We start from the raw sequence: 18,383 nt of genomic DNA on the forward strand, positions 1-18,383 counted from the left end.
TCAAACGCGCTGCTTTGAATGGAGAGTCAGCCTATGAACTCTTTGCCTTTACTTACGGAGAAGGGATTCCTAAGCTTCTCGGCATTTCTAAAATACCTGCAGAAGACGGCTGTCAATCTTCTAAATTACTTCAACAGTGGTTCTAAAAACGAACCTTCAACCCCATTCAAACGTTTCAGATGAGGGGATTTTGTGCCCTCTTTTTTCGATTCCTTGAAATCAAGCATGAGTAAAACCAGCGGAACTTACCCTGACACGGATTTCCACTGGTTTTTATAATTTTTCAGACTAACTTCCACTTCTACTAGCGGTGGAACTTAGTTTGGGAATTTAGCCAAGTCAAAAACTTCCCCTTGAAAAAAGAGGAAGTTTGTAGAATATCAGCCTGAATTACGCAAACCAGTTGCAATTCCGTTGATAGTAGTATGAATCAGTTTTTCTTCGTCTGCTGATAATTCACCACGACGTTGACGTTTGATCAACTCCAACTGGATGTAGTTAAGGATGTTAAAGTAAGGCATACGATAGTTTAGACTATCTTTTAGGTAAGAGTTTTCTGCCAAGAGTTCGTCATAGCCTTCGATAGCTAGAATAAGGTTCTTGGTCAATTGCCATTCATCTAAAATAGTGTAGTAGATAGCCTGCACTTCTTCATCTTCACAGAGCTTAGCATATTCAAAAGCGATGTTCATGTTAGACTTAGATAAGACCATGTCCACATTGGAAAGAAGAGATTGGAAGAAAGGCCAGTTTTGGTACATGTCACGAAGAAACTTGATATTCTTCGGATCTTGATTAATAAACTCTTTAAAGCTTGAGCCCACACCATACCATCCAGGAAACATGACACGACTTTGTGACCATGAGAAGACCCAAGGGATAGCACGCAAACCACTGATTTCAGTGATAGTCTTACGAGCTGCTGGACGCGAACCGATATTGAAGCTTGAAATAGCCTTGATTGGGCTTGACTCGAAGAAATAGTCATAGAAATGTTCATTTCCAAAGACCAAATCACGGTAGATATCGTAGCTACGGTCCACCACTTGATCCATAACAGCTTCATAACGATTTGACGTGTTAGTATCGCTCTTCTTCTTGGTAATCATACGGTTAATGGCTGCAGAAACCAACATTTCAAGGTTATAATAGGCAGCGTCTTTGTTTCCGTATTTGTTTCCAATCACTTCTCCTTGCTCAGTCAGACGGATACGGTCCTTGATAGACTTGAGCGGTTGAGATGTGATGGCTTCATAAGTTGGACCACCACCTCGACCAACAGTACCACCACGACCATGAAAGAAGGTGACTTTAACGCCAAATTCGTCTCCAATAGCAGTCAGTTGCTGTTGAGCTTTATAGAGAGTCCAACATGATGATAAATAACCACCATCCTTGTTACTATCAGAGTAACCAAGCATGATTTCTTGGTAGTTGTCTTTTGAAGCAATCCATTTTTTAGCTAAAGGAAGAGAGAAATATCTTCTCATGGTTTCTTCCGAGTGATCCAGATCTTCGATCGTTTCAAAGAGGGGAACAATCTGAACGCGCGCTTTTTGAGCATCCACCAAGCCTACTTCCTTGAGCATGATGGCTAATTCTAGCATATCAGATACACTTGTCGCGTGAGAGATGATGGTTTGGCGAATGACATTTTCCCCCAGTTTATCCTTCAACTTGCGAGCAGTTTTGAAGATAGACAATTCTTTCTCAAGCAGTTCTGACTTCTTAGCATGAGTAGCAGAGAGGATACGAGGATCTTCTTCCAACTCTTTTAAGAGGAGGGCGCATTTTTCATCTTCAGACAGATCGCTATAGTGGTCGTTGATTCTAGCAGATGCTAACAATTCAGCCACACAGGCTTCATGAACACTAGAGTCTTGGCGCATATCGATAGAAGCAAGGTAGAAGCCAAAGATTTCAACGGCTTGCATCAGTTCAACAAATTCTCCTGAAATCAGGTATTCTCCTTTGTTCTCAAGGAGAGAATCTCGAATGGCCAACAAGTCTTGATAAAATTCATCTGCAGTAGCATATCTAGGCTGAAGATCCTTGTCTTCAATCAAATAAGCCTTAGTTGCCTGCATCTTAGCTTGGATATCAAAAAGGGCACGACGATAGAGTTCTTTTTCGCGATAAATGGAATTATCTTGTGACTTAAGCGCCATCTCACGGACTTTATCACTGACATTCACTATACTGGTTGACAGTGAAAATTCACGATAAAGATTATAAATCTTTTCATCGTAGTAGTTCATGATGACTTCGCACTGAGTCAAAGCTGATTTGTTGAGGGTTTCCGCTGTTACGAAAGGATTTCCATCACGGTCTCCTCCGATCCACATCCCCATGGTAATTGGTTTTGGACGCTGAAGTTCAATACCTTGTTCTTTAGCTAATTTTTTATACTCAGCTGTCAAACGCGGAACAGCATTCAGGAATGAACTTTGATAGTACTCCATCACGTTCGTGATTTCGTTAGTTACTTTCAACTTCTTCTCACGAATCATGTCTGTTTGCATGATAATTTCAATGTAACGGCGGAGATCCATGTGCCATTTTTCTTTATTAATCAAGCCTAGTTTGACATCACGATACTTGCGCAAGAGAGTATGGATATGGTTGGTCAAGTCCAGCATACTCTTGCGTTGCACTTGCGTTGGATGGGCGGTCAAGACGGGAACGACATTTAACTTTTCTAAAATTTCAGCTGCATTTTCTTTTTCAGCTACCATCTTTATGGTTGTAGATAGTTTTCCTAGATAGTCTTGGTCCACATTGTTCTGGTGGTTAATTTTATAGGCTAAGTCCACATCCTCAGATATATTAATCAAGAGTGGAAGGATAGAGAAATAACGAGAAATGTAAATCATTTCTTCATTGGAAAGGCTAGTCACCAATTCATTGAGCCCTTGATAGTTTTCATTTGTTGATAATTCCTTCAACTGCATGATTTTTTCGAAGGTCTCTGGCGCTAGCATATTTTTTGTGATATCTTCTAATAGTTCAGTCAAAATCAAGACTTCTTCTTGGATGACAGCTTTATTACTATAGTTTTCTAATTTCTGAAGAGACATAGACTATCCTTTCTTTATTCTACTTCACAGAAGGCTCATTGTTTGATTTTCCAATTCTCGGTACAACTTAGCGCGTTTTTCACTGGCATCGATATTTAAAACAAAGGCCACTGCCACTGATAAGACTAGAAGACTATTCCCACCCTGAGATAAGAAGGGGAAGGTTACCCCTGTAGAAGGAATCAAACCAGAAATCCCACCGATATTGACAAAGACCTGAACAAGAATCATCCCTCCGACACCAATAGCAACCATGGAGTTAAAAGGATCCTTTGCTCGAATACCAACCAAGATGATTCGCAAAATTAAGAAGAAGAGTAAAGCCAAAATCATACTCGCTCCTACGAATCCAAATTCTTCAATCACGATAGAAAAGACAAAGTCTGTATGTGCCTCTGGTAAATAACCTCGTTTTTCAATCGAGTTCCCAAGACCTAGACCAAACCAACCGCCATTGACCATGGCAAAATAAGAATTAGCTAACTGGTGGCCCGCGTCAGCACGATCCACAAAAGGATTAAAAAAAGCACTAAAGCGCTTGGCCACATAGCCAAATACTGGGATTTTTGAAAAGGTCTCCACACCGATAAGGCTGATAGTGGTTAAAACAAAGACAGAAGCAGCCGATACGAGCGCCAGAATGGTTGAAAACCAGCGATAAGCGATTCCACTAACTGTATACATAATCAAGGAAACTAAGACTAAGATAGTCGCATTTCCTAAATCAGGGAAAATTCCCAGACTTCCAATCAGAACTAGAAGAACAAATCGCCAGTCATTAAGAGCACGGGGAAACCATTGATTTTGAGTCAAAACTTGGAAATCATAAATGGCTATTTCTTCTTGCTGTTTGGAGAATCGGTGAGCCAAATACCAAATAATAATGATTTTTAAGTACTCAGCTGGCTGAATAGTTACTCCTCTAACTGAAATCCAACCGTATGCCCCGTTTACGGAAATACCAATAAAACGAGCCAAGAACAATAAAACCATTTCTATCAATATAACTAAAATGATTAGTCGCTCATTTCTCAAAAAATCTAGTCTTAATTTATAAATTAAGGCAATCAGTATTAAACTAACAGTCCAAAAGATTCCTTGGTTTCGAACCAATTGCAAGGCGCTCTTGCCTTCTTCGATTAAAATAGCGCTGGTGGTCGAATAGACCACAATCAAGCCCAAAATAGATAAAAGCAAGTAGGGAATCAAGATGGAATAATTTAATAAGTGCCTCTTACTAATCTTCATAGTATCACCACTCTACTAGGATACAGACAAATCTGTTCCAAATTCCGTTTTATTTTCTAGTTTTGATTGCTATTATACCATTTTTTCAGAAAGAAAAAAACTCTTACCTTACAATCCTTCGAATTTTACTATTTTTTCAGAATTATTTTCAGACTCAAGTTCAAAAAATACAAACCTCAGGAGAGATTTGTACTGATTTGGACTATTCGTTTGATGAACTACTGCTTGAGCTTGAGTCACCACCACCGATGTATTGGGTGAAGATGTTTTGGAAGGCTTGATCTTTGACTTTGATATTAACAGCTTGCAATTCTTTTCCGATGATACTTTGAACAAATGTTGAATCATTTTGTTTTTGAGTCAAGATAACAGTTTTTAATTTTTCTTTGTAGTCATCAAGATTAGATGATTTTTCTGTTTTCTTCGTTACTTTAACGATGTAGAATTGATTGCTATAGGCTTGTGTTCCAGTAGCCGTAATCACATCAGAAATGCCATTTACATCTAAAGCAAAAGCAGCTTTCTTAACTTGTTCTGGCACTTCTGTTGAAGCTGAATCAAAAGTAATTTCTCCACCATTTTCTTTTGTTTTGTCGTCGTTAGAGTTGTCTTTCGCCAACTGAGCAAAATCTGCATCTTCTGCTTTGGCTTTCTCAAGCACTTCTTTTGCCTTGTCTTCATTATCCATACGGATGATTTGAGCAGTCACATCTGGTGTATAGGACTCAAAAGCCTTTTGGTAAGCCTCATCTGTCAATTCACTCTCGGCAGCTTTCTTAACTGCCAATTCAACCAATTTGCTAGTACGAATTTGAGCTTTACGAGTTTCAGCAGTCATACCTGCCCGTTGAAGTACGCTATTGTAGCTATCGCCGTATTTCTTTTGTTCCTCAGCAACGGCGTCATCCACATCTTTGTCAGTCACTTCTGACCCATATTGTTTTTCAAATACTTTTTGGATGGTCATATTGAGCAAGACTTGTTGCGCAGTTGGATTGTTCTTTACTTCTTCAAAAAATTGATGCTCCGTAATCACATCACCCTTCATGCTGATCAGATCTTTTCCTTCAGAACTATTTGAACAAGCTGCAAGTGTTGCTACTGATAAAAGTGCGATGGCTCCTGCCATAATTTTTTTCTTCATGTTTACTCCTTTTACGGTAAGTGTTACTTTATCTATTTTACTATAATTTCTTAAATTTTTCTGAAAATCATTTATCATCAGGTAGCTGTACATCTGCTACGTTCTTTCGTAGCATGAGAATGCCATCACCAAGAGGAACTAGAGTTGCCGTTAGGCCTGGATTATCCAAAGTTGCGTCGAAAAGTCTTTGCAAACCACGATAAATGGTTCGTTGACCACGGCGGACTTCCATGATGTCCTTGGCAACATCACCCCCTTGAAAAATATCATCCAAGACAACCACTCCACCAACTTCAAGTCGTTTGAGGATTTCAGGTAGAAAGACGATGTACTTGGACTTAGCCGAATCCATAAAGACAAAGTCATAAGTTTCTGTCAGGCTAGACAAAACATCTACGGCATCTCCCTCTAAGAGGGTGATTTGCTTACGACTGTCAAACTGGGCAAAGTTTTCCTTGGCAAAACCAATCATCTCAGGATTACGATCAATGGTTGTAATCTTGGCATCTGGCGCATGTTTCGCCATTAAAAGAGCTGAAAAACCGATAGCTGTCCCAATTTCCAGAATGCTCTTAGGTTGCATAGCCTCCATGAGAAATCGAAAGTAAGCGACCGTTTCATGGGGAATGATTGGGATATTTTCCTTGCGAGCGAAGTCCTCCAATTCTTTCAAAGAACCAGTCACCTGCTTTTGACGTTGGCGCATGAGTTCAACGATTTCTTCCTTGACGACGGGACGACGCATATTGTGATTGGCATTTTTACTATAAGACTCTACCATCTTATGCTAGTCCCAATTTTTCAACAAGAGCTGCAAACTCGTTCAAGCGACGTTCAAAGACTGCAAAGGCATCGTTAAGATAGTCTTCCTTCTCCATATCAACACCCGCTTTTCTCATAACATTGAGTGGATAGTCTGACTTACCTGCCTTGAGATAGTCGATATAACAGTCACGATCTTCTTGACTTCCATGGACAATCTTTTCAGCCAAGGCTGAAGCAACTGCAAAACCTGTTGAATACTGATAAACATAGTAGTTATAGTAGAAGTGTGGGATTCGTGCCCACTCGTATTGGATTTGAGGATTGTCTTCCTTGCTGAGTCCATAGTACTCTTGGTTCAAGTCAGCGTAGAGCTTATTGAGGAAATCACTTGTCAAGACTTCTCCATTTTGATCTGCTTGATGGATAGCATGTTCAAACTCAGCGAATTGAGTTTGACGGAAGACTGTTCCACGGAAACCATCTAGGAAGTTATTGAGAATAGCAAAGCGTGTTGCGTCGTCTTCTACTTCTTCCAACAATTTCTCTGTCAAGATGTTTTCATTGGTCGTTGAGGCAATCTCAGCCAAGAAGATAGAATAATCTCCGTAAACATAAGGTTGGGTTTCTCGAGTATAGCTCGAGTGCATACTGTGACCTGTTTCATGGACAAGGGTAAAAAGATTATCTAAATTATCCTGCCAGTTTAAAAGCATGAAGGCATTGGTATCGTAAGAACCACCAGAGTAGGCACCAGAACGCTTGCCTTGATTTTCATAGACATCAATCCAACGCTCGCTGAAGGCACGTTTGACACGGCTCAAGTAATCCTCACCCAAGACTGCCAAGGCCTCTTCTGCTTTTTTCAAGGCTTCTTGGTAGTTAAAGCTATAATCTACAGAAGAAAGTGGTGTGTAGACATCGTACATCTTGAGATCTGAAATCCCCAAGATTTTAGAACGAAGGTTAAGGTAACGATGCAAGAGTGGCAAATGCTTGCGAACTGCTGCTACCAAATTGTCATAGACACTCTCTGGGACAAAGTTGGCTGCAAGGGCTGCATGACGAGCACTCTTGTAGTTGCGGACTTTGGCACGGTAGTTTTGCACCTTGACATTTGTCTGCAAAGTCTTAGCATAAGTGTGTTGGAATTGCTCGTATGTCGCATAAAGGGCTTCATAGGCACCACGACGCACTTCACGGTTTTTAGACTCCATCAAACGGATGTAAGTACCGTGTGAGAGTTGCACTTCATTGCCTTCATCATCAAGGACATATGGGAAGCTAATATCCGCATTATCCAAAATAGCAAAGGTTTCACTAGCAGCGCCAAAGATTTCTCCCGCTCCAGCAAGCAATTCTTCCTCACGTTGCGAAAGAACGTGGCCTTTCTTTTGTAGGAGTTGATCAAAAAAATGTTGATAAAGCTCAAGCTTGGGTTCAGCCACCATGAAGGCTGTCATCTGCTCCTCAGTAATCTCCATAAACTCAGGTTCATAGAATGAAAAGGCTTGGTCTAGCTGGCTGTAGAGGGTCATAGCCTTGGCATAGTATTCTTGATATTTAGCCTCGCGCGTATCTTGGTCATTTTTCATATGTGCATAGACATAAAGCTTTTCAACTTGGCGTTCCAAGTCAAGTGAGAATTCTGTAATCTCAAGCAAACTGTCCGCGCTGTCCAAGAGATGCCCCTCATACTGGGCTGCTGTTTGTACTTTTTCAGTTAAATCTCTCAAGGCTTCTTCCCAAGCCTGGTCTGTTGGGTAGATTGTCGAAAGATTCCATGTATCTTTTTCATTTATTTCATGTCGTTGTAATACCATAAGATTCCTCCATCCTTTCTATTTTATCACATTTTTTGAGAAATATAAGTGATAAAAGGCTGGTGGATAGAGCTTTTGGCGATTATTTTTCGGATTTTTTTGATAGTAAGCCTGAAAATTTCTATAATAGCTAGTCAAATCGGTTTCAATCTGCAAAAAATCACCCGATTCTATCGGTCTGACTTGAGGATACCAGTCATCTAGTTGATGGTTTAATAGATTATCTCCTTGCTGATAGGCCTCTTCTTGCTTCTTCATCCAGTAAGGTGTTTGGTAGTACAACTGTTGGCGAATATAGTGACAGATAGTGGAATCTTGTACAACTTCAAAACGAGGCAGTTTTTGTTTTTGATAAGGAAATCGTAGAATTTCCAAGAGATTTCCTTGACCATAAGGAAATTCCTTGACCTGAAAATGAAGCTTGCTACGTAGGTCCTGATGCAGAAGATATTTGAGTCTCAAAATTTTCCTTTTGAGATCCAGTTCCCAAACATAGAATCCCATATTTTGACTAAAATAGAGAACTCCCCTTTGCAGTTGTGTTAATCGCTCTTTTAACCAGAGTTTTTCTCCCAGTAGCCAGATAACCTGATAGCCCTGGCTACGATATCCTTGGCTTCTATCGCCTAAAAGATTTTGGGACAAGGGACTGCACTGAACCTCCAGAGCTAGTTTCTCATTGACGAGAACATCCGCTATCTGTTGAATCTCGGGCAGACTATATTCTAAGGCGACCTGACTATCTTTCTTGGCCCAGTGATAAAGGGCCTCTTTGTTGCCCAAGTGTTCTGGACTTTCATTTTCAAAAATAGCCATACAATCTCCTAACCTTTTATGGGCAAAGTGCGTTCGAATACTCTGTCCTTGACGTAACCGTAGCCCGCCCCCACAGGCTGGGCAAGTGTAAGACTGCTTAGTTACGTCTTTTTCGAGGGCATTCACCAAATCTCCCTTGGCATCTCTGGCTACAAACATGGACTACCTCCTTTTCTCATTTATTCGAAAAAAAATTAAAAAAGACTGGAATTCCAGCCTTTCATAATATTATTTCTTATCTTTTTTGTCTCTTAGAATATTTTTTTAGCATGGGAATGAGATTAGGAATCTGCTCACTTCTAATGACCAGCACGCCGTATTCCTGACAGCGATTGGCATAAGCTGGATTGATTTTCCCCGTACAAACAATCAACTTGAGGCAACTTTCCCCAGCAAAATGATTGGCGTAGACTTCTAGTTCATTGATGTTGATGGCTTCAACTGATAAATCTGTCGTCTTGCAAGAGATAAAGATAATCGAGCGTCCCTTTCTCAGAATGACATCGATCTCATTTTGAACATTGTCTACCTCTGGAAAGATGCCATTCCAATCAATCTCACTGCCTATCATACACTCATCAAACAGCTGAGATTCCAGCGCCAAGAGATAGAGATACACCTCTAAAATATGCTCCTTGTTGCGACAAAAGACTTGAGCTTCTTGACTTGGAAAGCTGTATGCTACTCGTTTCTCGTCTTCGCTTTCAATACAAAGCATCCCCGCTTCCACAAGTAAAGGGATGAGAGATTCTAGGTAGTGATAATACTTGCCATTGTTTTCCAATATCTTTTCGGTTTCCGCATGCAGGTCATTGGTCTTAGCTAGAGAGACAAATTGGGTCACTTGATACCAGTTGGCAGAATTGGCAATAGCCGAACTGGCTAGTTTTTTGATGGTTGCAATTTGCTGAGCTGAGTGGATTGGGCATTTTGATTTGAGCATTTTTCCACCACGCAAGGCTATCAGCTGTTGGATGCTTAGGGTTGGAATGTCCAAGTCTTCTTTTTCTAACTGACCGGCTACCCACTTGTATTGTTTTCCTCGTTCGATGTCCATGGCAACGATATAGAGAGATAAGGCTAGTAACGAATCCCCACCAAAGACATCAAGAAGAACCTGGTCATAGCCTGCTAGACAATAATCTAACTAGTCCGATAGTTGTTCTAAGGAGAGCTGACGAAAGGTCACTCGTTGGATATGGGGCATCTCTTCCATGATAAACTGACGGAGAAATAGCTTTTCTTCATTGCTTATTTTTGTCAAAGATAGAAAAAGAATCTCGTCACAATCACTGATAAAGGCTTGGTAGACATTCTTTTCCAATACATGTCAATCATACAGATCCACAAAAAGACTCGTCATTCGACCACCTCCATCATAAAGACTTTCTTGCGCTGAGAGTATCAGCAATACAGATCTACTGCTCAGATTTCCTACTTCTAGTATAGCATAAAATCCTGCTCGCCCCAATCAACCAACGCAAACAAAAACGAATAGAAACTTTGCAAAGTGGTTTCTATTCGCTGATAGAATTTTGATTTACTTGATTTTTTTGGCTAACATAGTCGCAAAACGTAGTTGAATACGATTGCCATTCTCATCGCGACGGTGCAGATGGCCTGGATTTTCATTGTACTTAACCATTTCCCAGTCCTTGTAATAGTCTGCCAGTTCCCCTTCTTTAAAAGTGAATGGGAAGTTCACTGAGCAAGGATAATCCTCCGTGTACATGGCACAAACGATAAGATTGTAGCCACCCACCGTGGTGTGCTCCTGCATATTTTGAATAATAGCTGGAATGCGGTCCGCTTGCAAAAACATGAGAACAACAGTTGATACGATAAAATCATAGTCTTGGCTAATGCTGGCTGAATTGATGTCGTAAAGACCAACAGGCATTTCCAAATCTTCCTGCTCCACAATGCTTTGCAAGATTTCAATAGCCAGTTCATTTTGATCCACAGCTGTCACATCAAAACCTTGCTGGGCTAGAAAAAGAGAATTGCGCCCCTGACCACAGCCCAAATCCAAAGCTTTACCCGGTTTCACTGTTTGCATAGCTTCCAGAACTTCTGAATGAACAGGATTGGTATTGTATTTCTTAGGGAAATAGTCCTCAGGTTTACAATAAAATTCCAAGTACCATTCTACATCATCTGTGGCAACTTCCACTCAGTGCCAGGCTTGCGGTTACGCCATTGGATTGTCTGCTCCTGCTTCAAAGAGGTGTTCAGCTAGAACTTCTCCTTCTTCACTCAATTCAATAAACTTGAGGGTTCCTTTTACAACTGTAATCTTACCCCAAGTTCCGACCTTGATATTGTGCTTTTGCTGAACCGCCTCTGGCATAGTCTCTTTAGTCCACAGTGGCATGCGTTTGTAGGCAACTAGTTTTTCCATTTTCATTCCTCTTTTTATCGCTGGTTGACAGCTTTCATGACACGCGCGATGTCACGGTTTTGTTCACGTCGCTTGTTTGACTCTCGTTTGTCGTAGTCATGCTTCCCTTTAGCTAGGCCTAAAAGGAGCTTGGCATAACCATCTTTAATATAGACCTTAAGGGGAACCAGCGTCATTCCTGTCCCTTTAGTCTCTTGTTCCAATTTTTGAATTTGTTTCTTATGGAGCAGGAGTTTGCGACGGCGTTCTGGTTCCTGATTCCAGATATTGCCCTCTTCGTAAGGCGCGATATGGACATTGCTCAACCAGACCTCCCCATTTTTTACTTGGGCAAAGCCATCCTTGAGATTGATTCGAGCTGCTCGCACACTCTTGATTTCAGTTCCAGTCAGGACCATTCCTGCCTCTAGCGTATCTACGATTGTATAGTCGTGGCGCGCCTTTTTATTTTGTGCGACGACCTTTCCCTCGCCCTTTGCCATACCTAGCTCCTTTCTTAGCTACTTCTTTGTAAAAAGGTTTCTTGCCTTTTTTCTTCTTGTCTTTTTGTGAATGCTTATGCTTATCATTTGAATGCCCTGATTTTCTCTTGTCTTCCTTCTTGTCTGAACGACGACTTGAGCCCCGACTTCTGTCTTTGCGACCAGATTGTTTCAAGCCTTTTTCGATGACATCAAACTCACTTGGGATATAAGAGAAGTCAATCTCGCCCGTCATCTTATCGGCTCTTTCAACCCGAATGCGAATCTGCTGTCCTACACGGAAAGTTATGCCCGATTTCTCCCCACGAAGGGTCAAATCACGCTCATTGAAATGATAAAATTCAGGTAAATTAGTGATGTGAATCAAACCTTCAACTGTGTTTGGCAATTCGACAAAGAGACCGAATTTGACAATACTTGATACAACTGCATCATACTCTTCACCCACGTATTCTTCCATATACTCAGCCTTTTTCATGGCTTCGACTTCACGCTCAGCTTCTATGGCACGACGTTCACGGTTGGAAGACTGGGTCGCAATCTCTGGAATCACTTGTTCAAAATGCTCTGCTATTTCCTTAGAACGGCCGTAATCCCGAATCATACGGTGAACAAGAAGGTCTGGATAACGACGAATTGGACTGGTAAAGTGAGTATAATAGTCAGCAGCTAGTCCATAGTGGCCGTAATTGTGCTCCGAATAACGAGCCTGCTGCATAGAGCGAAGAAGCATCATGGACAATACATCTGCATAAGATTCTCCCTCAACAGCACGCATGATGTCTTGAAGTGCCTCCTGACTAATCTCACTGGCAGTCCCATAAATGCGCAAGCCAAAACTCGAAGCATAATCAATAAACTTCTGAACCTTTTCAGCCTTAGGCTCCTCGTGAATTCGATAGATAAAAGGCAAATCCAACTTGCTGAAATGTTCGGCAACTGTTTCATTAGCCATCAACATAAAAGACTCAATCATCCGCTCGGCAATACCACGCTGCCGAAGAACGATATCAACAGGCTTACCTTGTTTATCCACTAAAATCTTCGCTTCATTGGTATCAAAATTGAGAGCTCCACGTTTCACACGCATGTTTTCTAAAGTTTCATGAAGCTTGGCCATGAGTTCGATACTTGGTACAATTTTATGATATTTTTTTCTCTTTTCTTCATCGCCAGCTAGGATATCATTGACATCGCTATAGGTCATACGAAAACTGGTCTTGATAACTGTTTGTGTAATGGTATAGTTGACCACACGACCATGTTTATCAATCTCCATAATAGCAGACTGGGTCAGGCGGTCAACTTGGGGATTGAGAGAGCAGATGCCATTTGATAGTCGTTCTGGAAGCATTGGCACCACTCGGTCTGTCACGTAAACAGAAGTCGCACGGTTAAGGGCTTCCTTGTCAAGGGCAGACCCCTCGGTCACATAATAAGAAACATCTGCGATGTGAACCCCAAGCTCCAGATTGCCATTTTTCAGAGCCTTGATATGCACTGCATCGTCCAAGTCCTTGGCATCCGCACCGTCAATGGTAAAGGTAATTTCATCTCTTAGTTCCAGACGACCTTCCATATCCTTTTGAGACGGAGCATCAGGCACACTTTCTGCTTCCTTAACAACAGCTTCTGGAAACTCGGATACAATGTCCATTGATTCCAAAACCTCAAGAACATCAATTCCGACATCCGTTGAGTGTCCCACCACATCGAGAACACTCGCGACAAAGAAATCATGTTTCTTGCTTGGGTATTTATCGATAAAGACCTTGAGAACTTCTGTTCCTTCTAACTTTAGGGCTGGTTTCTTAACATAAATCGGTTGACTGATTTTCTGATTTTTTGAACGAATATAGCCAGCATACTTAGGCTTTTCCTGATCCAGAACGATTTGCCCGACAACTGTTGTCAAACTGTGTTCTAGGATATCAATAATTTTGGCTTCTGCTGCTGTTCCCTTATTGCGGTCAGCGACTTTCTTAATCACTACCTCGACGGTATCACCATCAATAGCATAGTTGACATCATTTTTCCCTACAAAAAGGTCGTCCTCTTCCCCTTCTAGGCTGACAAAACCAAAACCATTTTTATGGGCATGAAAAATCCCCTTGAGGGTAATCTCATGTTTTTTCTTGGCTTCCAAGGTCAGACTGCCATCTTCTTCAAAGCGAATCTGGTGCTTTCTTTCCATCAGAGACAGGGTTTTAATCAACTCACGGAAATCCTTGGCCCCATCTTTTCCGAGAGCCTGAGCTAGGTCATTTACCGTCACTCGCCCCTTCTCTTGCAAATATTCTTTAATTTTATCTTTCATGTTTTCTTTCTAGATTTTTATAATTTTCTTTTACTGTAAGACCTTCTCAAACATCATTTAATACTCAATAAAAATCAAAGAGCAAACTAAAAAGCTTGGCGCAGGCAGTACTTGAGTACGACAAGCCGACGCTGACGTAGTTTGAAGAGATTTTTGAAGAGTATAAAAATAAAAAGAGGCAAAGACCTAGTCCTGCCCATTTCTTATCTACTTGATAATACTGTCAATGCTAAGGCAATGGCTAGCCAGAAAAAGACTAAAATGCCTGTCAAACGTTGCATCACAGCTTCAAAACCACGCGCTTTACTACGTTCAAACAAATCACCTGAGCTGGCATCAAATACATTGCTGGATTGGTTCTTAGTTGGTTGCATGAAAATCGCAATCACAATCACAACAGATAATACTAATAAAATGGTTAATAATAGGTTATACATATCAAACTCCTTAAAATCCCTATCATTTTACCATAAATTCTACTTAGATTCAAGATGTAAAGTTACTTTTCTTTCCTTTGGACAATATTTTAAAACCTCAATCTTGTCTGGATGGGTTTTGGAGTTCTTACTGGTTAGATAATTCATGCTACCACAAGAGGAGCACTTGAGATTGATTTTTACTCGCACTAGATTTCCTTTACTTTTAATAATAATCTAAATTGCACTATGTTGCATAAACAACTGAAAGCCACACAAGCTGCTGTCGCATAAAAGACAGCATGGTAGCCCAAATATCCTGTAACTGCGGATCCCGCCATAGGTCCGATCACTCCACCGAGGTAAAAAAAGACTTGGTTGAAGGCGAAAATCCTTGAAATTCCGGATTTTGGAGTCATTTTGCTAAGAAGAGCGTTAACTCCCGGTATGAGAGCGCCTGTTCCCAAACCAAAGAGAAAACGATACAAGCCAAGTTGAAAGGGGCTGGTTGCATGGGCACAAAGAAGGTAAATGATGACGGAATAAATCTGCGCTGCAACTAACAATCTATGATTCCCTACCTTATCGCCAAGTTTTCCTAGAACTCCAGCACTCATCATGCTAGAAAATCCCATGCTGGATACGATCAATCCTGATGCAAAGAGGAGATTCTCAGTCTGCCCTAAGTCTCGCACATAGAGAGCTAGAATGGGGCCAATTGATTGAGCTGAAAACTGAATGACGAAGCTAGTCAAAAATAGATTCACTAAAAGCCTAGGATACTTGAAAGAAGAAAATACTTCTTTTGTCGGGATAGACTTCTCCTTAGCTGCAGGCTGAAAATCTTCCTTGATAAAGAAAATGGTTAGAATTGCAGCTAAAAATAAGAAAGCACCTACCAATAAAAAGACATTACGAATGCCAAAAATTTCAGCAATAAAGCCTCCAACAAAGGGACCCGTCAGTGTTCCTGCAACAACACCTGTAGATAGAGTTCCCAGAGCCGCTCCAGACTTATCTTTAGGTACCTGACTAGCAATCAAAGCTGTTGCATTGGGGACAAAACCAGTAAATATACCATTGAGCAAGCGCAAAAAGAGTAGCCAATAGATATTTGGCACGAAGGCCAAACCTCCCATAGTGATGGTCATGGCAAGGCCAGCTCGAATCATCATGGGTTTTCGACCATATTTGTCAGCAAGAATACCCCAGATAGGAGAAACTAGAGCTGCTGAAACAGCCGAAACTGAGATGGATAATCCAGCGTAGAAAGCAACTTGGTCCCCTTCAATTCCCAACTGCTCTACAAAGATAGGCATGAAAGGGACGACCAAGGAAATACTAGCTCCCGTTAGAAAACTACCGAACCAGGCGACACGAAGATTCTCTTTCCAACTAATCTCTTGCACAGCTATCGCCTCCTTCAAGTAACTTCACTACTTGACTCACAAGCTGATCACGACTGCCATTGTTGTCTAGAACTTGACTGGCTAAATCTTTCTTTTTCTCTAAAGACCATTGGGCTGCCAGACGAGACTCAGCTACTTCCTTAGAAAGTTGATCCCGTTTCATGAAACGTTCCACCTGAACATCTCGATCCACATAAATCAGCCACGTTTCATCAAACCAAGCACTGTAGTCCTGTTCAAAAAGCAGGGGAATATCCATGAAAAAAATTGCTTCTGTCTGAGCCAACTGTTCTCTTAGTGCAACCAATTCCTCACGAATAATCTCCCCTTGGAGCTGCTTAGACCATTCTTGCTCCTCAGGATTTGAAAAGATGAGACTAGCCAGGAGAGGGCGATTGAGTTCTCCATTTTCAAGGATGATTTCCTGCCCAAAATGCTGAACTAGGAGCTGATAAAGACGACCACCAGGTCTTTGTAGTTGGTGAACGACTGCGTCAGCATCCACCACTTGAAAGCCTTGCTCTCTTAGGAAATTTGACACAGTTGACTTACCAGAGGCAATTCCTCCTGTGATTCCGATGATTTTTCCCATCAATCTCTCCTTTGACAAGTTGGACAAAAATGAGTTCCACGTCCACCGAGCTGGAATTTCTCAATGAGGGTGCCACAGCGTACACATTCTTGACCAGCCTTGTCATAGACCTGATGAAAATCCTGCATGGTTCCATCTTCCCCAAAGGCATTGGTATAGGTCCGAATGGTGGAACCACCTTTTTCAACAGCCTGGCCCAAAACAGCAATGGTCTGGTCATGAATGGCAGTCGCTTCTTCTGCTGTCAAAGTCTGGGAAGGTCTAGCTGGATGAACCTGAGCTCGCCAAAGAACCTCATCCACATAGATATTACCCAGACCAGCTACCAAGGTCTGATCTAAGAGATGGGATTTGATAGGCTTTTTAGACTTGGCTAGGGCAGCTTGAAAGACCTGCAAATCAAATTCTTCTTCGCTTGGTTCAGGACCTAGTTTCTTAGAAATAAAGTAGGCTTCCAAAAGGTCAGGCGCCAATAGTTCCATAGTACCAAACTTGCGTACATCCTCATATACAAGAGTGCCACTATTTTCAAACTGAATCAAAACATGGGCATGTTTGCGTTCAGGAACCTGGTCTGGATAGTAGAAATACTTGCCCTCCATCCGCAGATGGGAAATCAAGACCTTGTCTGTCAGATAAAAAAGCAAATATTTGCCACGACGTCCCATTGACTCAATTACTTGACCAGCTAGTTCTTTTTGAAACTCTTCCAAATCTGTCTTAATCATCTTGGGATAACGAATCTCTAGGCTAGAAATCTTCTTTCCCAAGATCAATTTTTCCAAGCCACGACGAACTGTTTCAACCTCAGGTAGTTCAGGCATAAATCCTCCTTCTGTAAAAACAAGAAGCAGGTATGAGCCCACCTCTACTTAGTATTCTTTTTCATTATAGCCAAAGTCAGCCAAATCTAGCTTTTTATCACGCCAGTTTTTCTTGACCTTGACCCAAGTTTCTAGGAAAACCTTATCTCCTAGCATCAGTTCGATATCACGACGTGCCATGGTCCCAATTTTCTTGAGCATAGCGCCACCTTTTCCTATGATAATCCCTTTTTGACTATCGCGCTCCACCATGATGGTTGCGCGAATGTAAACCTTGTCTGTCTCTTCATCCCGCTTCATAGAGTCGACTACTACGGCAACTGAATGAGGAATCTCTTCACGCGTCAAATGGAGAACTTTCTCACGGATCATTTCTGAAACCAAGAAACGCTCAGGATGATCTGTGATTTGATCAGCTGGGAAATACTGGAAACCTTCCTCCAGATTTTCACTCAAAATATCCACTAGACGAGATACATTATTTCCCTGAAGGGCTGATATAGGAACAATCTCCTTAAAGTCCATCTGATTTCGGAAATCATCAATCTGAGACAAAAGCTGGTCTGGGTGGACCTTATCAATCTTGTTTACCACCAAAATGACAGGAACCTTGGCTGCCTTGAGACGCTCAATAATCATGTCATCCCCCTTACCACGCGCTTCATCAGCGGGCACCATGAAAAGAACAGTATCCACTTCACGAAGGGTACTATAGGCAGATTCGACCATGAAATCTCCAAGAGCCGTTTTAGGCTTGTGAATCCCTGGTGTGTCGATAAAGACAATCTGCTCCTTATCGGTCGTGTAAATTCCCATAATTTTGTTGCGCGTTGTCTGCGCCTTGTCACTCATGATGGCAATCTTTTGCCCCATAACGTGATTTAAAAAAGTTGACTTCCCAACATTGGGACGTCCTAAAATGGCTACAAAGCCTGATTTAAAAGTCATACTTATCATTCATTCCTTTCGTTTCACTCAAGGCACAACACCGAATGAAAAGATGTTGTGCTCTTTATTTTAGTTTACAATAGAGTTGAGGAGTTCTATCACTACTACAAATCACGAGGAGGAG

The 18,383-nt window shown here is 41.4% G+C and carries 14 protein-coding genes and 3 pseudogenes; 1 reads left to right on the forward strand and 16 read right to left on the reverse strand.

Annotated features, from left to right (window positions below; genetic code table 11):
* Positions 1-146 (forward strand): annotated as a pseudogene (locus OVN21_RS10835) (IS30 family transposase); the annotation flags it as partial.
* Between the two features lie 234 nt (positions 147-380).
* Here OVN21_RS10835 and ppc read toward each other — a convergent pair.
* The 16 genes and pseudogenes from ppc to era all read right to left on the reverse strand — a co-directional run bounded on the left by ppc (position 381) and on the right by era (position 18,259).
* Positions 381-3,077 carry a phosphoenolpyruvate carboxylase gene (gene ppc / locus OVN21_RS10840; RefSeq protein WP_267248414.1) on the reverse strand — a complete coding sequence of 899 codons (2,697 nt, stop codon included), beginning with the start codon at positions 3,075-3,077 and terminating at the stop codon, positions 381-383.
* A gap of 24 nt (positions 3,078-3,101) precedes the next feature.
* The gene (locus OVN21_RS10845; RefSeq protein WP_267248415.1) at positions 3,102-4,325 is read right to left on the reverse strand and encodes an FtsW/RodA/SpoVE family cell cycle protein; all 1,224 of its coding nucleotides are present in this window, start codon (positions 4,323-4,325) and stop codon (positions 3,102-3,104) included.
* A gap of 202 nt (positions 4,326-4,527) precedes the next feature.
* A complete protein-coding gene (gene prsA / locus OVN21_RS10850; protein ID WP_267248416.1) occupies positions 4,528-5,469 on the reverse strand; it encodes a peptidylprolyl isomerase PrsA in 942 nt (313 codons plus the stop codon).
* A gap of 67 nt (positions 5,470-5,536) precedes the next feature.
* Entirely contained in the window at positions 5,537-6,250 is a 714-nt protein-coding gene (locus tag OVN21_RS10855) for an O-methyltransferase (RefSeq protein ID WP_267248417.1), read from the reverse strand.
* 1 nt (position 6,251) lies between these two features.
* The gene (gene pepF, locus OVN21_RS10860) at positions 6,252-8,054 is read right to left on the reverse strand and encodes an oligoendopeptidase F (RefSeq protein WP_267248418.1); all 1,803 of its coding nucleotides are present in this window, start codon (positions 8,052-8,054) and stop codon (positions 6,252-6,254) included.
* Positions 8,055-8,072: 18 nt separating this feature from the next.
* Positions 8,073-9,029, reverse strand: coding sequence for a competence protein CoiA (locus OVN21_RS10865; protein ID WP_267248419.1), 957 nt, complete (start codon positions 9,027-9,029; stop codon positions 8,073-8,075).
* Positions 9,030-9,105: 76 nt separating this feature from the next.
* Positions 9,106-10,194, reverse strand: a pseudogene (locus tag OVN21_RS10870) (hypothetical protein).
* 216 nt (positions 10,195-10,410) lie between these two features.
* Positions 10,411-11,271: pseudogene (gene tehB / locus OVN21_RS10875) on the reverse strand (SAM-dependent methyltransferase TehB).
* 14 nt (positions 11,272-11,285) lie between these two features.
* Complete coding sequence (gene smpB, locus OVN21_RS10880; protein ID WP_267248420.1) at positions 11,286-11,753, reverse strand: SsrA-binding protein SmpB; 468 nt, start codon at positions 11,751-11,753, stop codon at positions 11,286-11,288.
* Positions 11,716-14,070 carry a ribonuclease R gene (rnr, locus tag OVN21_RS10885; protein WP_267248421.1) on the reverse strand — a complete coding sequence of 785 codons (2,355 nt, stop codon included), beginning with the start codon at positions 14,068-14,070 and terminating at the stop codon, positions 11,716-11,718. Before rnr ends, smpB begins: the two co-directional genes overlap by 38 nt.
* Positions 14,071-14,273: 203 nt before the next feature.
* On the reverse strand, positions 14,274-14,507 hold the full coding sequence (secG, locus tag OVN21_RS10890; RefSeq protein WP_000282517.1) for a preprotein translocase subunit SecG: 234 nt from the start codon (positions 14,505-14,507) through the stop codon (positions 14,274-14,276).
* A gap of 39 nt (positions 14,508-14,546) precedes the next feature.
* Positions 14,547-14,696: a 50S ribosomal protein L33 gene (gene rpmG, locus OVN21_RS10895; protein ID WP_007519517.1), complete on the reverse strand. Its 150-nt coding sequence runs from the start codon at positions 14,694-14,696 to the stop codon at positions 14,547-14,549.
* Positions 14,696-15,895 (reverse strand): multidrug efflux MFS transporter, encoded by a 1,200-nt coding sequence (locus OVN21_RS10900; RefSeq protein ID WP_267248422.1) that lies wholly within the window; start codon positions 15,893-15,895, stop codon positions 14,696-14,698. Before OVN21_RS10900 ends, rpmG begins: the two co-directional genes overlap by 1 nt.
* Positions 15,882-16,487, reverse strand: coding sequence for a dephospho-CoA kinase (gene coaE / locus OVN21_RS10905; protein ID WP_267248423.1), 606 nt, complete (start codon positions 16,485-16,487; stop codon positions 15,882-15,884). The genes OVN21_RS10900 and coaE overlap by 14 nt, the downstream gene beginning before the upstream one ends.
* Entirely contained in the window at positions 16,487-17,311 is an 825-nt protein-coding gene (mutM, locus tag OVN21_RS10910; RefSeq protein WP_267248424.1) for a DNA-formamidopyrimidine glycosylase, read from the reverse strand. The genes coaE and mutM overlap by 1 nt, the downstream gene beginning before the upstream one ends.
* A 48-nt stretch (positions 17,312-17,359) precedes the next feature.
* Positions 17,360-18,259: a GTPase Era gene (era, locus tag OVN21_RS10915; RefSeq protein WP_267248425.1), complete on the reverse strand. Its 900-nt coding sequence runs from the start codon at positions 18,257-18,259 to the stop codon at positions 17,360-17,362.
* Positions 18,260-18,383 lie beyond the last annotated feature (124 nt).

The organism is Streptococcus sp. Marseille-Q5986, from assembly GCF_946902915.1.
In the GTDB taxonomy this organism is placed as follows: domain Bacteria; phylum Bacillota; class Bacilli; order Lactobacillales; family Streptococcaceae; genus Streptococcus.

Bases quoted from the DNA above. Each gene is read 5' to 3' on its own strand.
- OVN21_RS10855 (WP_267248417.1), bottom strand. From the start codon at position 6,250: ATGGTAGAGTCTTATAGTAAAAATGCCAATCACAATATGCGTCGTCCC.
- OVN21_RS10845 (WP_267248415.1), bottom strand. From the start codon at position 4,325: ATGAAGATTAGTAAGAGGCACTTATTAAATTATTCCATCTTGATTCCC.
- pepF (WP_267248418.1), bottom strand. From the start codon at position 8,054: ATGGTATTACAACGACATGAAATAAATGAAAAAGATACATGGAATCTT.
- era (WP_267248425.1), bottom strand. From the start codon at position 18,259: ATGACTTTTAAATCAGGCTTTGTAGCCATTTTAGGACGTCCCAATGTT.
- mutM (WP_267248424.1), bottom strand. From the start codon at position 17,311: ATGCCTGAACTACCTGAGGTTGAAACAGTTCGTCGTGGCTTGGAAAAA.
- smpB (WP_267248420.1), bottom strand. From the start codon at position 11,753: ATGGCAAAGGGCGAGGGAAAGGTCGTCGCACAAAATAAAAAGGCGCGC.
- coaE (WP_267248423.1), bottom strand. From the start codon at position 16,487: ATGGGAAAAATCATCGGAATCACAGGAGGAATTGCCTCTGGTAAGTCA.
- OVN21_RS10865 (WP_267248419.1), bottom strand. From the start codon at position 9,029: ATGTTTGTAGCCAGAGATGCCAAGGGAGATTTGGTGAATGCCCTCGAA.
- secG (WP_000282517.1), bottom strand. From the start codon at position 14,507: ATGTATAACCTATTATTAACCATTTTATTAGTATTATCTGTTGTGATT.
- ppc (WP_267248414.1), bottom strand. From the start codon at position 3,077: ATGTCTCTTCAGAAATTAGAAAACTATAGTAATAAAGCTGTCATCCAA.
- rnr (WP_267248421.1), bottom strand. From the start codon at position 14,070: ATGAAAGATAAAATTAAAGAATATTTGCAAGAGAAGGGGCGAGTGACG.
- prsA (WP_267248416.1), bottom strand. From the start codon at position 5,469: ATGAAGAAAAAAATTATGGCAGGAGCCATCGCACTTTTATCAGTAGCA.